Genomic DNA, 14958 nt, shown 5'->3' with positions numbered 1-14958 from the left:
CACGGGGGGTCCTGTCATGCCGGGCAGAGGACGGTTCATCGTCGGGGTCGCGCGCTGGTGCGCCGTCCATCCGTGGCGCGCGGTCGTGGGATGGCTGGTGTTTCTCGCGCTCTGCGTCGGCGCGGGCGCGGCCGTGGGGACGAACAAGGGCACGTTCGAGGACTTCTGGGTCGGCGAGGCGGGCCGCGCGGAGGCGATGGCCCAGCACAGCGGCCTCACCCCGGCGCCCCAGGAGGACGTGCTGATCGCCTCCCGCGAGGGGGCGCTCGACGTCGCGGAGGCGCGGGCCGCCGCGGGCGCCGTGGAGCGGCGGATGGAGAAGCTGCCGGCCGTGGTGTCCGTCGCGGGTCCGGTCGCCGCGAAGGACGGCTCGTCGCTGCTGGTCACCGTCACCCTGCGCGGTGACAAGGAGACCGCCAAGACCGATGTCGACGCGCTGCTGGCGCAGACCGAGGCCGTCCGGGACGCGCACCCGGGCCTGACGGTCGAACAGACCGGCAGCGCCTCCATCTCCAACGGGGTCAACGACGGCCAGGCGGCCGACCTTCAGCGGACCGAGATGATCAGTCTGCCGATCACCTTCGTCATCCTGTTCGTCGTCTTCGGCACCGTCCTGGCGGCCGGGATCCCGCTGCTGCTCTCGGTCTCCGCGATCGGCGGCGCCATCGGGCTCTACGGGCTGGCGTCCTGGGTCTTCCCCGACGCGGGCGGCGCGGTCGTCAGCGTCGTCTTCATGCTGGGCATGGCCGTCGGAGTCGACTACTCGCTCTTCTATCTCAAGCGGGCCAGGGAGGAGCGTGAGAAGTCGGGCGGCACCATCAGCCGGGTCGCCGCCGTGGAGCTGGCCGCCGCCACCTCGGGGCGTGCCGTCGTCGACTCCGGACTCGCCGTCGTGCTGGCGCTCTGCGGGCTCTACGTCGTGGACGACGTCATCTTCTCGTCCATCGCGACCGGCGCGATCCTGGCGACGCTCGTGGCGGTCGCCGCGTCGCTGACCGTGCTGCCGGCGCTGCTCGCGAAGCTCGGCCCCCGGATGGACGGCAGCAGGAGCCGGCGCGCCGGACGGCCGCGCGCGGACGGCTCCCGGCTGTGGACCGCCGTGCTGCGCCCGGTGATGCGCAGGCCGCTCGTCACCCTGCTGGTCGGCGTCTCGGCGACGGCGGCCCTCGCGCTGCCCGCGCTGGGCATGGTCATGGGTACGGAAGGCAAGGAGACCTTCCCGGACAGCGTGCCGTCGGTCGCCGCGTACGACAGGCTGACGCAGGCGTATCCCGACCGGGGCATCGCGCATCTCGTGCTGGTGAGGACGGACGGGGCGCACGCCGACGAGGCGCGGGAAGAGCTGCGGCGGCTCGCCGCCCGCACCGAGGGCGACCCGCTCTTCGCCCAGGGCGGCGGGCCGGAGCCGGTCGTGTCGAAGGACGGCCGAACCGCCCTGCTGCGACTGCCCGTTCCCCACCCGCAGAACTCCGACGAGGCGGAGCGGTCGCTCACCCGCCTGCGGGACGTGCTCGTCCCGGCCACCGTCGGGCGGGTCGAGGGCGCCGAGACGGCCGTCTCGGGTGAGACGGCCGGCGGTGTGGACTACGCGGCCCACCAGGAGGGGCGGCTGCCCTGGGTGATCCTGCTCGTCTCGCTCACCACCCTCGTGATCATGTACGCGGCCTTCCGCTCCGTCCCCCTGGCCCTGCTGGGCGTGGCGCTCAACACGGCTGCCGTCGCCGTCTCCTGGGGCGTGCTCGCGCTGGTCTTCCAGGGGACCTGGGCGGAGGGCCTGCTCGGCTTCGACTCCACCGGGTTCGTCGGCTCCCGCAACCCGCTGATGATCCTCACGATCATGGTGGGGCTCTCGACGGACTACCAGATCTTCGTGGTGAGCCGGATCAAGGAGCGGGTGCGGCGCGGGGTGCCGACGCGCGAGGCGGTGGTCGAGGGCATAGCCGGTTCGGCGAGCGTCGTCACGAGCGCGGCGGTCATCATGGTCTCGGTCTTCGTCAGCTTCCTGTTCATCGACCGGATCGAGATGAAGCAGATCGCTGTGGGCCTCACCGTGGCGGTGCTCTTCGACGCGATCGTGCTGCGGGCGCTGATCCTGCCGTCGGCGATGGCACTGCTGGGAGACCGGGTGTGGTGGCCCGCCCGCCCGGAGCTGCTGCGCGAGAAGTCGCGCGCCGCGGTGCCCGGCGCGGCACCGGCCGATATCCCGTCGAAGGCCGCGCACGGCGGCCCCTGACCGCGCGGACCGGAGCGGGGCCCGCTGGTGCGGTCCCCGCCCCGCCCGTCCGGGCTACTCGCGGCGTGACAGGAGCGCCACCGGGCTTGTCGAGAGGAGTTCCGTCAGGGAGACCGGGCCGCCCGGGAAATCGCGGTCCGGGGAGAGCGCGTCCGTCCAGCGGCCGGCCGGGAGTTCCAGTACCGTGCCCGACCAGCCGCCCGATGCTGCCAGGCGCAGGGAGAGCCGGGTGGCCACCGTGATGACCTCGCCCGAGCGGGCGAACGCCAGACAGTGGTCGGCCGCCGGACCCGTCGCCGGGAGGGGTGTGTACGTGGCCGATTCCGCGAAGGCGTGCGGGCGTTCGCGGCGCAGGGTCAGGGCCGCCACCGTCAGCACCGTCTTCTCGTCGGGCGGGCCCGTACGGAAGCGTTCGCGGTTGTCCGGGTCGACCAGGGCCAGATACTCCCGCTCGCTGCGCTGGTAGATGTCCGGCACGCCCGGCATCGTGAGATGGACCAGCGCGGCGCCGAGCGTGTTCGCCCGTACGTACGGGGCGAGTTCACGGGTGAGCCGGGCCACCGCCTCGCGCGGCCGGCCCGCCGGACCCGCCTCCATGAAGTCCCGTACGGCCTGCTCGTACACCGGATCCGGCTCCGTCCAGCTGGTGTACAGCCCCGCCTCCCGTACGGACTTCAGCAGCGCCGGCTCCATCCGGGCGCCGTCCGGCGGCGCCTCGGCCGGGGTGAAGCCGACCGCCGTCTGCCAGGCCTGCCAGGCCAGTTGGGCATCCGGCGCGGCGACCCCCGCCAGCTGGCGCAGCAACGCGTCCCACCGCTCGGGACACTCGGACAGCACGGCGATCGCCGCCCGTACGTCCGCGCTGCGCTTGGTGTCGTGCGTGGTCAGTACGGTCCCGGTGGCGGGCCAGTCGCGGGCGAGGCGCGCGCAGTAGTCGTGGAAGCGCTCCGGGCTCACCGCGGGCCGCCCCGGATCGCCGCCGACCTCGTTCGCGGACAGCAGCGGCACATGACGGTAGAACGCCGTGTCCTCCACGGCCTTGGCACGCAGCGCGGACGACGTCTGGGCGAACCGCGCGCAGAACGCCGCCCGGTCGGGGCCGCCGCCGAGCCTGCCGAGGGCCAACTCCCGTACGACGTCGACCGCCGCGGCCTCCTCCGGCACCGCGAACGCCGCCCGTGCCTGACGCACCGCCTCGTCCGACACCGCGGCCTCGTCGGACTCCCGGCACACCTCGCCCGCGACCGCGTAGGGCCGGTAGACCGGCACCCGGACCAGCAGTTCCCTGATCGCCGTCCGCAGCGCCCACGGCGCGATGTCGCGGAGCGTCACGTCCGCCGCGCAGATCCGCTCCGCGATCCGGGCCAGCGCCCCCGTCTCGGAGGCCAGTTCGTCGATGACGACCTTGTACATGGCGCGTCGCACGGTCGCTTCCCAGTAACCGCCCCGGTCACCCGCGGGCCCGCTGAACTCCCGGAACCGCTGGGCCAGTTCGTCGGCGCCGACCGGGTCGGTGAACAGTCCGTCGATGTGGTGCAGCGCGTCGTACCCCGTCGTGCCGGCCACCGGCCAGCTCGCGGGCAGCGGTTCGTCACCGGTGAGGATCTTCTCCACCACCGTCCAGCAGGCCCCGCCCGTCTCCTCGTTGAGACGCCGCAGATACGCCTCCGGATCGGCCAGACCGTCCGGATGGTCGATACGCAGCCCGTCGACGACCCCGTCCCGGACGAGTTCGAGGATCTTGGCGTGCGTCGCGGCGAAGACCTCCGGGTCCTCCACCCGCACCCCGATCAGGTCGGAAATGGTGAAGAAACGCCGATAGTTCAGCTCGGTGCGGCCCAGTCGCCACCACGCGAGCCGGTAGTGCTGGGCGTCCAGGAGCGCGGGCAGCGGCAGTTCCTCCGTGCCGGCCGCCAGGGGGAAGCGCTGCTCGCCGTGGTGCAGCATGCCGTCCTCGACCCGCAGCGCGGCGAGTTCGCCGCCCACCGGCCCGCCCAGCACCGGCAGCAGCAGCTTCCCGCCGCCCGCCTCCCAGTCGATGTCGAACCAGCGCGCGTACGGGGACGCCGGGCCCTCCCGCAGCACCTCCCACAGGGCCCCGTTGTACCGGGGCGCGGTCGCCATGTGGTTGGGCACGATGTCGAGAACGATCCCGAGCCCGTACTCGCGGGCCCGGTGGGCCAGCTGCCGCAGTCCCTCCTCGCCTCCCAGCTCGGCGCGTACGCGCGAGTGGTCGACGACGTCGTATCCATGGGTCGAACCCGGTACGGCCTCCAGCACCGGGGACAGATGCAGATGCGAGATCCCCAGCGCGGCCACGTACGGCACCGCCTTGGCGGCGGACGCGAAGGGGAAGTCCGGCTGGAGCTGGAGTCGGTAGGTGGCAGAGGGCGTCATGCGAACGTACGTACCCCGCTCAGCGATATCTGTGTCATCTGCTCACGCATTCGGCAGCCCGGCAGGCCCGGAGCGGCGCGTACGCCCCTCAGGGGCGGGCACGACCGGGCGGGGGTACGGACCGTACCCCCGCCCCATCCTGCCTGATCGCCTCTAGACCTGCCGCACCAGCACCGTCATGCTGCGGCCGATCATCGTGATCCGCTCGCCCGCGTCGACCTTCGGACCGTCGCCGGGCGGTACGCCCTCCGGACGGGCCGTGTCCACCACGATCCGCCACTGGCTGCCGAGATTGGCGGGCACGGCGAATTCCAGCTCCTCCGCGCTCGCGTTGAACATCAGCAGGAACGAGTCGTCCGAGATCCGCTCGCCACGCGGCCCCGGCTCCGAGATCGCCTGTCCGTTCAGGAAGACCGACATGGCCTTCGCGTCGGTCGCGTCCCAGTCGCCCTGAATCATCTCTTCACCCTCAGGGGTGAACCACGAGATGTCCGACAGCTCGTCGTGCGTCCCCTCCACCGGACGGCCGTGGAAGAACCGCCGCCGCCGGAAGACCGGATGGTCGCGCCGCAGCCAGACCATGGTCTGGGTGAAGGCGAGCAGCCCCTTGTTCTTCTCGTCGCCCTTCTCGGGCCAGTGCACCCAGGCGACCTCGTTGTCCTGGCAGTACGCGTTGTTGTTGCCGCCCTGCGTACGGCCGAACTCGTCGCCGTGACTGAGCATCGGCACGCCCTGGGACAGCATCAGCGTCGCGATGAAGTTACGCACCTGGCGGTCGCGCAGCTCCAGCACCTCGGGGTCGTCGGTCTCACCCTCCACCCCGCAGTTCCACGAGCGGTTGTGGCTCTCGCCGTCCCTGTTGCCCTCGCCGTTCGCCTCGTTGTGCTTGTCGTTGTAGGCGACCAGGTCGTGCAGGGTGAAGCCGTCGTGGCAGGTGGTGAAGTTGATGGACGCCAGCGGACGGCGCCCGTCGTCCTGGTAGAGGTCGGACGAACCGGTGAGCCGGGACGCGAACTCCGCCAGGGTGCGCGGCTCGCCCCGCCACAGGTCGCGGACGGTGTCGCGGTACTTCCCGTTCCACTCGGTCCACAGCGGCGGGAAGTTCCCCACCTGGTAGCCGCCCTCGCCCACGTCCCACGGCTCGGCGATCAGCTTCACCTGGCTGACCACCGGGTCCTGCTGGACCAGGTCGAAGAACGACGACAGCCGGTCCACCTCGTGGAACTGACGGGCCAGTGTCGCGGCGAGGTCGAAGCGGAAGCCGTCGACGTGCATCTCCTCCACCCAGTACCGCAGCGAGTCCATGATCAGCTGGAGCACGTGCGGACTGCGCATCAGGAGGGAGTTCCCGGTGCCGGTGGTGTCCGTGTAGTAACGCGGGTTGTCGGCGCCGAGCCGGTAGTAGGAGGCGTTGTCGAGGCCCCTGAAGGAGAGCGTGGGGCCCAGATGGTTGCCCTCGGCCGTGTGGTTGTAGACGACGTCGAGGATCACCTCGATGCCCGCCTCGTGCAGCGCCTTCACCGCCTGCTTGAACTCCAGCACCTGCTCGCCCCGGTCTCCCCAGGAGGCGTAGGTGTTGTGCGGCGCGAAGAAACCGATGGTGTTGTAGCCCCAGTAGTTGGCCAGACCCGCGTCCACCAGCCGGTGATCGTTCACGAACTGATGCACCGGCATTATTTCCAGCGCGGTCACGCCCAGCTCGGTCAGATGCTCGATCACCGCCGGATGGGCGAGCCCCGCGTACGTACCGCGCAGCTCCTCCGGCAGCTCCGGATGCAGCATCGTCAGGCCCTTCACATGGGCCTCGTAGATGACGGTGCGGTGGTAGTCGGTCCGGGGACGGCGGTCGTCGCCCCAGTCGAAGTACGGGTTGACCACGACGGCCGTCATCGTGTGCGGCGCCGAGTCCATGTCGTTGCGCGAGTCCGGCTTGCCGAAGTGGTAGCCGTACACCGACTCGTTCCAGTCGATGCTGCCGCTGATCGCGCGGGCGTACGGGTCCAGAAGCAGTTTCGACGAGTTGCAGCGCTGCCCGTTCTCGGGCTCGTACGGCCCGTGGACCCGGAAGCCGTAGCGCTGTCCGGGCATGATGCCCGGCAGATAGGCGTGCCGGACGAAGGCGTCTGTCTCGCGGAGCTCCACCGCCGTTTCTGAACCGTCGTCGTGCAGGAGGCACAACTCGATCCGGTGCGCGGCCTCTGAGTAGACCGCGAAGTTGGTTCCGGCGCCGTCGTACGTGGCGCCGAGGGGATACGTCTGTCCCGGCCAGACCTGCATAGATATGACTCTTCCACTTCTGATCCGGGTGCTCGGGCTTTCTTCGGACAGATACTCCCCGAAAGTGGCGCAACCTCCTAGCAGGCCGGTGCAGAAGCCGGGCCGGAAGCAGCCGGGCCGCCCTCGCGGGTCAACTTCGGGTTCTCGGAGCACCACCCCGTTGCCGGACCGTGTCCTGACGTCGTATATGGCCGGAATCAGACCATACGCCGCCCCTCGGCCGACCATCCGTCACCAGGCCCAATCACTATGAATCATCCCACTCCGGCCGAGATCGGCACACAGAACGCCGGGCCGCGTCAGCGGAGTTGAGAAACGAGCCTGCGCATCCGGCTGCACCGCCTCCCGTTTGCGCAGTACCCTTCCTTGATCGTTGAAAGGGGAGGGAAGGCGGTGCGCGGGTGAGCTCGGGAGGGCTGGAGCTACCCCCAGGTGACCCAGGTCGCGAGGGGGTTTCCGGCGACATCCCGCCCGGAGCGGTCTCCCTCGCACGGCCGATGGAGATCGGGGCGGAACTGGACTGGGGTCCGGAGGAATGGACCGAGGTGCGTACGCGCGCCCAGCGGGCCGGCCGGGCCTATATCTGGCTGAATCTCGTCGAACAACGGCTGCGTGCCGTCGTGTCGGCGATCCTCAAGCCCATCTACGAACCGGTCCACGGGGACGACTGGGTGGTGGCCGCCGCCGGACCCGCGGGCCAGGAGTGGGTCCAGCGTGCCGTCGCCGTCCGCGAGGTCTCCCGGCGCAAGGGCTATCTCCTCGACCCGGCCGACGACAACGTCCTGAGCTTCCTGACCCTCCCGCAGCTGCGGGAGCTGATGATCCAGCACTGGCCGGGCTTCCAGCCGTACTTCGACGACCGCAGGGACGTCGAGCTGGCCCTGGACGAGCTGGAGGTCGCCCGTAACGTCGTCTCCCGCAACCGGGCGCTGTCCGAGGCCGTGCTCGCGCAGGCCGAGCGGGCGTCCGCGCGGCTGCTGGAGATCCTGGGCAGCGGATCGGCCGTGCCGTCCGCCGAACGGCTCAGGGTGGACGCCGTGGAGGACCTGGTCGGCGACCGGTACGCGGACGTCGTCTCCGTCCACCCCGACCGGGTACGCCTCCAGCGGCAGATCCCCGCCGAGGACCTCTTCGGCGGCGCCCGGCGCCTCGACGCGGTCGGGATAGGCCTGAACCTCCTCGTGCAGAACTTCTCCGGCCGGCGCCTCGTGCGGCTCGCCGAGTCCGGCTGCCGGATACGGCTGCTCTTCCTCAACCCGGCCAGCAGCTCGGTCAAGCGCCGTGAGCGCGAACTGGGTCTCAAGAAGGGCGAGCTGAGCCGGTCCGTGGAGATGAACATCCTGCATATGCGCCGGGTCCGCTCACGGCTCCGCGACCCCGGCGCCTTCGAGATCCATGTCTTCGACGAGACCCCGCGCTTCACCGCGTACCTGGTCGACGGGGACGGCGCGGACGGCCTTGCGGTCGTGCAGTCCTATCTGAGACGGGCGCGCGGCATGGAGGCGCCGGTGCTGGTGCTGCGGGGCGCCGGGCGCGATGTCGTCCGGGTCGGCCAGGACCAGGAGCACGGACTGTTCCAGACCTACCGCGAGGAGTTCGAGTCGGTGTGGGCCGACTCGCGACCGGTCTCCTGAAGCCGTGTCTCCTGAAGCCGCGTCAAGGCTCCGGCCGGCGTTGTCAGTGCCGCGTGCGAGGGTGAAAGCCGAACGGGGAGAAGCATGAGGGAGGACCGGGATGGGCTGGTACGGGGAGCCGTTGGTCGGATTCGATCTGGAGACGACGGGCACGGAGCCGCTGGAGGCGCGCATCGTGACCGCCGCGGTGATCGCGGTGCGGGACGGTGCGGTGCGGGAGCGGCGGGACTGGCTGGCGGACCCGGGCATCCGGATCCCGGAGCAGGCGTCCGCGATCCACGGCGTCACCAGCGAGCGCGCGTCGGCGGAGGGCCGGCCCGCGCGTGAGGTGGCGGACGAGATCGCCTCGGCCCTGGTCGGCTACTGGACACGGGGCGCGCCGGTCGTGGCGTACAACGCCTCGTTCGATCTGACGCTGCTCGCGGCGGAGTTGGCGCGGCACGGACTGCCGTCGCTGAACGACCGGATGGGCGGCGGGCCGATCGGCCCGGTGATCGATCCGTACACGATCGACCGCGCCGTCGACAAGTACCGGCGCGGCAAGCGCAATCTGGAAGCGGTCTGTGTCGAGTACGGGGTGGTGCTGGACACCGCGCACGACGCGGGCGCGGACGCGCTGGCGGCCGTCCGGGTGGCGACGGCGATAGCGGGCCGCCACCGCCAGGTCGCGTCCCTGACGGCGGCGGAGCTGCACGAGCGCCAGATCGCCTGGTACGCGGAGTGGGCGGCCGACTTCCAGAGCTTCCTGCGCCGCAAGGGCAACACGGAAGCGGTGGTCAACGCGGACTGGCCGCTGCGCGAACTGATGCCGGCGTCCTCGACCCCCGCGACCCCCTGACCCCGCAGCCGCCACCCGAAGCCCTGCAACTCCTCAGCCCGCCCGGCGTTTGAGGGCACGGCCGAAGGCCGTACGGGGTCCGGGGCGGAGCCCCGGTTTCGGGAAGGGGCGGGTAGGGGACCAGCCCCGCGCAGCGGCAGGCCGTTCAGAAGGGGTGCCAGCGCACCTCGGGGGCGCCGTCGCGCAGGGAGTCCACCCGGCGTACGAACTCCGCGAGCGCCCTCGGGTTCGTCGGAGCGTGCTGCGCCACCCAGGCGCAGCTCGCCGTCTCACGCGCGCCGCGCAGCACGGCGCAGCCGGACCAGTCGCGCACGTCCCACCCGTAACCGGCCGTGAAGGTGTCGTACGCCTCCGAGGGCATCCCGTAGCGGTCGCGGGACAGCGCCATCACCACCAGGTCGTGCTCCCGCAGATCGGTGGAGAAGGTCTCCAGGTCGACCAGGACCGGTCCGGCCGGGCCGACATGGACGTTGCGGGGGAGCGCGTCGCCATGGATCGGACCGGGTGTCAGATGCGGGGTGAGCGCCGCGGCGGCGGAGGCGAAGCCGTCCCTGCGGGCCCGCAGATAGTCGGCGTCGGCCGGGGCGATCGCGTCGCCCGCGATCCGCAGCCACCGCTCCACACCGCCGAGCAGTTCTCTGCGGGGCAGTTCGAAGGGCGGCGCGGGCAGCGCGTGGACGAGCCGCAGCAGCGCCGCGAGGTCGGCGGGGCCGGCGGGGCGTACGGCGCCGGGCAGCCGGTGCCAGAGCGTCACCGGGTGACCGTCCACCGTACGGGCCTTGGGTTCCGCCGCCCGTACGGCGGGCACGCCGCTCTCCGCCAGCCAGTCGGCGACGGCCAGTTCACGCTCGGCGCGCTCCCGCAGCTCCGGGGCCTCGGCGAGGCCCCGGCCGACCTTGACGACCAGCTCGCCGACGCCGAACACCGCGTTCTCACCGAGCGCGAGAAGTTCGGCGTCGTGCGCCGGGAGCCCCGCCGCGTCCAGTACGGCCCGCGCCCCTGCCTCGTCCATCCGAACTCTCCCGTCACTTCCGGCCGGATCCGATCGATCCGATCAGGCCGGATCGGCACTCAGTCTCGCATTCACGCCGGTCCGCTTGACGAACCCCTCGCTGGTCAGCACGATGACGGGGGCCGCCAGGGCGGCCATCCCCACAAAGCCGCCCGAAGGAGCCGAATCCGTGACACTGGCGACCGCAAAGGCGCGGTCCGGGAAGAACAGCGCGCGCCGGCGCGGGAGAACACCGCAGGGCGGACCGCCACGGGAGAAGGTGATCGACCGCGGCGCCTGGTTCCTGGTGCTGCCGGCCCTGATACCGATCCTCGTCCTCAGCGTGGGCCCCCTGCTCTACGGCATCACGCTCGCCTTCACCGACGCGCAGTCCGGCCGCACCGAGCCCACCGAGTGGATCGGGACGCTCAACTTCCAGGACCTGTACCACGACACCCTGTTCTGGGAGTCCTTCCGGATCGGCCTGCTGTGGGCGGTCGGTGTGACCGTCCCGCAGTTCCTGCTCGCGCTCGGCCTCGCCCTGCTGCTTAACCAACGGCTCCGCTTCCTCTGGCTCGCGCGCGCCCTGGCGATCATCCCCTGGGCCATGCCCGAGGTGGTCGTCGGCATCATGTGGCGTCTCGTCTACAACGCCGACGCCGGAATCCTCAACGAGACGATCCGCGACATCGGCCTCGGTGACGGCCGCGACTGGCTCACCGGCCTCGCCACCGCCCTGCCCGCCGTGATCGTCGTCGGTATCTGGGCGGGCATGCCGCAGACCACGGTCGCGCTGCTCGCCGGACTCCAGAACACCCCGGACGAGCTGCACGAGGCGGCGGCGCTGGACGGCGCGGGCGCCTGGCGCCGGTTCCGTACGGTCACCTGGCCCGCGCTCAAGCCGGTCGCCCTCGCCATCACGGCCCTCAACTTCATCTGGAACTTCAACTCCTTCGCCCTGGTCTATGTGCTGACCAGCGGCGGACCCGGCGGCCGTACCCGACTGCCCATGCTCTTCGCCTACGAAGAGGCCTTCCGCTACGGCCAGTTCGGCTACGCCGCCGCCATGGGCTGCGTCATGGTCGCCGTCATCTCCGTCCTCCTCGCCTGCTATCTGGTGGGCCGTCTCAAGGCGGGGGAGGAGAAATGAGTCTCCGCACCAGCGGGCCCGCACGGGCCGGGCAGTACCTCGCCCTTCTCTGCTATCTCGTCTTTCTCGCCTTCCCCTTCCTGTGGCTGCTCTCCACCGCCTTCAAACCGGCCCGTGAGCTGGGCAGTCTGCATCCCACCTGGATCCCCGACAGCCCGACCCTGGAGAACTTCCGGCAGGCGTTCGACGAGCAGCCGCTGCTCAGGGCAGCCGGCAACAGCCTCACCGTCGCGCTCTCGGCCTCGCTGATCGCCGTCGTCATCGCGACGCCCATGGCGTACGTGATGGCCCGGCAGCGCGGCAAGCTGGCGAAGGCGGCCACGGGCTGGGTCGTGGTCAGCCAGGCGTTCCCGTTCGTCCTGGTGATCATCCCGCTCTTCCTGGTGCTGAAGAACCTCCATCTGATCAACTCCCTGTTCGGGCTGATCATGGTGTACGTGGTGTGGTCGCTGCCGTTCGCGCTGTGGATGCTGGTCGGCTATGTACGGGCCGTACCGGCCGAGTTGGAGGAGGCGGCGGCCGTCGACGGCGCCGGCCGGCTCCGTACGCTCGTCTCGGTCACGGCCCCCCTGCTGGCGCCGGGCATCGTCGCCACCGCGATGTTCGCGTTCATCACGGCGTGGAACGAGTTCTTCTTCGCCCTCGTCCTGCTCAAGTCCCCGGAGAAGCAGACACTGCCGGTGATCCTCACGCACTTCCTCGGCGCGGAGGGCGTCGCGGACCTGGGGCCGCTCGCCGCGGCGGCGTTCCTCGCGACGATTCCCTCGCTCGCCATCTTCGCGATCATCCAACGACGGATCACGGGCGGCATGCTCGCCGGGGCGGTGAAGACCTGATGCGTACGACAACCCGGCTGGTGGCCACCGCGGCGACCGCGATCCTGCTGCTCACCGGCTCCGGCTGCTCGGACCCCGACGACGGTTCGGCGGACGGGCGGATCACCCTGCGCTTCCAGTCCCTGGCCTGGCAGGACGAGTCGGTCGCCGTCAACAAGGAACTGGTGAAGGAGTGGAACGCCGCCCACCCCGACATACGCGTCGAGTATGTGCAGGGCAGCTGGGACAGCGTCCACGACCAACTGCTCACCTCCTTCGAGGGCGGTGAGGCGCCCGACATCATCCACGACGCCTCCGACGACCTCGCCGACTTCGCGTACGGCGGCTATCTCGCCGATCTCGACGGACTGCTGCCCGACCGGCTGAAGCGGGACATCCCCGAACGCAGCTGGCGGACCACGGAGTTCGGCGACGGGGTGTACGGCGTGCCGTTCCTCCAGGAGCCGCGCGTGCTGATCGCCAACAAGAAGATCCTCCAGGCGTCCGGCGTCCGGATCCCGACCGTCGAGAAGCCCTGGAGCTGGGCGGAGTTCAGGTCGGCGGCCAAGGAACTGACGGCGGGGGAGGGGCGGAAGCCGGCGGCGGGGCAGGCGGAGTACGGGGTGGCCTGGCCGCTCAAGGACCCGGTCTCCGCGACGCTCAACCTCAGCCGGTCCACCGGCGGGCAGCTCTTCCACCGGGGCGCCGACGACAAGGTGACGATTCGGTACACGGGGGCCGACGCCGAGGTCCCCGCCGTCATCCGCGCCCAGGTCAACGACGACGGCAGCGCGTCGGGCGCCACGCTCGGCATGGGCGGGTCGGACACGCTGCCGGGGTTCTTCGGGGGCAAGTACGCGATGGTGCCGCTCGGCTTCTCCTACCGCCAGCAGATCATCCAGCAGGCGCCGAAGGGCTTCGAGTGGACGGTGCTGCCCGCGCCCGCCGGGGCCGACGGCGCGACACAGGGCGTCAGCCCGCAGACCCTGTCGGTCGCCGAGGACACCCGGCACAAGGAGGAGGCCGTCGCGTTCATCGACTTCCTGCTCAGGCCCGAGAACATGGTCCGCCTCGCTCAGGGCGACTGGATGCTGCCCACGGGTACGGCCGCGCTCGCCGATCCCTCCCTGCACACGGCCGAGGACGGCTGGTCGACGGGCGCCGCGCTCGCCCGGCATCTGCTGCCGGCGCCCGCGCAGACGGTGCGCGGCTACCCGGAGTGGAAGGACAAGGTCGCGACCCCGGCGCTCCAGGAGTACTACAGCGGCTCGATCGACCGCGCGGAGCTGGAGGAACGCCTGGTGCGGGACGGCAATCTGGTGCTGGCCCGCTATCAGCGCTGATCCTCACGGGGAGCCGGCGCCGTCTGCTTCGAGGCGGGCCGCGCGGTCCTGGAGATAGCGCTGCTCGGGGAGGCTGGTCGTCAGCCGCGCCGCCGTACGGTAGTCGGCGAGCGCGGCCCCGTGCTCGCCGGCGCGCTCCAGCAGATGGGCCCGGACCGCGTACAGCCGGTGATGACTCGTCAGACCCCCTTCGGCTGCGAGCGGTTCGAGCAGGGCGAGTCCGGCGAGCGGCCCGGAGACCATCGACACGGCGACGGCGTGGTTGAGGGTGACCACCGGATTGGGCGCCAGCGCTTCGAGCAGTCGGTAGAGGGCGACGATCTGCGGCCAGTCGGTGTCCTCGGCGCGTACGGCCTCCGCGTGTACGGCGGCGATGGCCGCCTGCACCTGGTACGGCCCGAGTTCGGCGTGCGTCAGGGTGTCCGAGATCAGTGCGATCCCCTCGTCGATGGCGGTGCGGTCCCACAGCGCGCGGTCCTGCTCGGCGAGCGGGACGAGGGAGCCGTCGGGGCGGGTGCGGGCCGCGCGGCGGGCGTCGGTGAGCAGCATCAGGGCGAGCAGCCCGGTGGTCTCGCCGGCCATGAAGCCCTCGCCGTCGGCAGCGGGGAGCAGCCGGCGTACGGTCCTGGTCAGCCGGATCGCCTCGCCGGTCAGCTCGCCCCGGCGCAGCTCGGGGCCCGAGGTGGCGGTGTAGCCCTCGTTGAAGATCAGGTAGAGCACATGCAGGACCGAGCGCTGCCGGTCGGGGAGTTCGTCGGGCGGTGGCATCCGGAAGCGCCCGCCCGCCGCCTTGACCCGCTGCTTGGCACGGCTGACGCGCTGGGCCATCGTCGCCTCGGGGACGAGGAAGGCGTGCGCGATCTCCGCCGTGGACAGCCCGCCGACGGCGCGCAGGGTGAGCGCGATCCGGGACGGCGGGGTGAGGGCGGGATGGCAGCAGAGGAAGAGCAGCGTCAGCGTGTCGTCCTCGTGCGCCGGCTCGTCGGCGGCGGGCGCGAACCGCTCGTCGGCGGGGGTCAGCGCCGCGACGGTCTCCTCGCGCCGCCGGTCGGCCGCCTCGCTGCGGATCCGGTCGGTCAGTCTGCGGGACGCGACGGTGACCAGCCAGCCGTCGGGGCTGGTGGGCACCCCCTCCTTCGGCCACTGGACGGCGGCGGCCAGCAGGGCTTCCTGCACCGCGTCCTCGGCGGCCTCGAAGTCGTCGTGGCGGCGGACGAGCGCGGCGAGGACCCGTGGCGCGAGAGCGCGCAGCAGATCCTCGACGCACTCGGGCACGCGGT

Annotated in this window: 10 protein-coding genes; 6 read left to right on the top strand and 4 right to left on the bottom strand. The window is 71.4% G+C overall.

Going from position 1 to position 14958, the window contains the following annotated elements; all coding sequences use genetic code 11:
- The first annotated feature begins 16 nt into the window (after positions 1-16).
- On the top strand, positions 17-2233 hold the full coding sequence (locus ACFYNU_RS04885; protein ID WP_356584633.1) for an MMPL family transporter: 2217 nt from the start codon (positions 17-19) through the stop codon (positions 2231-2233).
- A gap of 54 nt (positions 2234-2287) precedes the next feature.
- Here ACFYNU_RS04885 and treY read toward each other — a convergent pair whose 3' ends face one another.
- Together treY and glgX are read right to left on the bottom strand one after the other, a co-directional pair.
- Positions 2288-4630 (bottom strand): malto-oligosyltrehalose synthase, encoded by a 2343-nt coding sequence (gene treY / locus ACFYNU_RS04880; protein WP_356584634.1) that lies wholly within the window; start codon positions 4628-4630, stop codon positions 2288-2290.
- Positions 4631-4783: 153 nt separating this feature from the next.
- Positions 4784-6907, bottom strand: a complete 2124-nt coding sequence (gene glgX, locus ACFYNU_RS04875) for a glycogen debranching protein GlgX (RefSeq protein ID WP_356584635.1) — start codon at positions 6905-6907, stop codon at positions 4784-4786.
- A 401-nt stretch (positions 6908-7308) separates the two neighbouring features.
- On the opposite strand from glgX, the gene ACFYNU_RS04870 reads away from it, so the two are divergent.
- Both ACFYNU_RS04870 and ACFYNU_RS04865 read left to right on the top strand, forming a co-directional pair.
- A complete protein-coding gene (locus ACFYNU_RS04870; RefSeq protein WP_356584636.1) occupies positions 7309-8541 on the top strand; it encodes an SAV2148 family HEPN domain-containing protein in 1233 nt (410 codons plus the stop codon).
- A 100-nt stretch (positions 8542-8641) separates the two neighbouring features.
- Positions 8642-9379 carry a 3'-5' exonuclease gene (locus ACFYNU_RS04865; protein WP_356584637.1) on the top strand — a complete coding sequence of 246 codons (738 nt, stop codon included), beginning with the start codon at positions 8642-8644 and terminating at the stop codon, positions 9377-9379.
- A gap of 145 nt (positions 9380-9524) precedes the next feature.
- On the opposite strand, the gene ACFYNU_RS04860 is transcribed toward ACFYNU_RS04865, so the two are convergent.
- Complete coding sequence (locus ACFYNU_RS04860; RefSeq protein ID WP_356584638.1) at positions 9525-10391, bottom strand: aminoglycoside phosphotransferase family protein; 867 nt, start codon at positions 10389-10391, stop codon at positions 9525-9527.
- Positions 10392-10560: 169 nt separating this feature from the next.
- Between ACFYNU_RS04860 and ACFYNU_RS04855 the strand changes: the two genes are divergently transcribed.
- Genes ACFYNU_RS04855 through ACFYNU_RS04845 form a run of 3 tightly spaced genes read left to right on the top strand, consistent with a single transcriptional unit; the run spans position 10561 to position 13678 of the window.
- Complete coding sequence (locus ACFYNU_RS04855) at positions 10561-11520, top strand: sugar ABC transporter permease (protein ID WP_356584639.1); 960 nt, start codon at positions 10561-10563, stop codon at positions 11518-11520.
- Positions 11517-12356: a carbohydrate ABC transporter permease gene (locus ACFYNU_RS04850; protein ID WP_356584640.1), complete on the top strand. Its 840-nt coding sequence runs from the start codon at positions 11517-11519 to the stop codon at positions 12354-12356. Before ACFYNU_RS04855 ends, ACFYNU_RS04850 begins: the two co-directional genes overlap by 4 nt.
- Positions 12356-13678, top strand: coding sequence for a sugar ABC transporter substrate-binding protein (locus ACFYNU_RS04845; RefSeq protein ID WP_356584641.1), 1323 nt, complete (start codon positions 12356-12358; stop codon positions 13676-13678). The genes ACFYNU_RS04850 and ACFYNU_RS04845 overlap by 1 nt, the downstream gene beginning before the upstream one ends.
- A gap of 3 nt (positions 13679-13681) precedes the next feature.
- On the opposite strand, the gene ACFYNU_RS04840 is transcribed toward ACFYNU_RS04845, so the two are convergent.
- Positions 13682-14953, bottom strand: coding sequence for a sigma-70 family RNA polymerase sigma factor (locus ACFYNU_RS04840; RefSeq protein ID WP_356584642.1), 1272 nt, complete (start codon positions 14951-14953; stop codon positions 13682-13684).
- Positions 14954-14958: the final 5 nt, after the last annotated feature.

Origin of the sequence: Streptomyces sp. NPDC006643, from assembly GCF_042870175.1 — a bacterium.
Lineage (GTDB): Bacteria > Actinomycetota > Actinomycetes > Streptomycetales > Streptomycetaceae > Streptomyces.
This window is presented reverse-complemented; position numbering and strand designations above follow the sequence as displayed.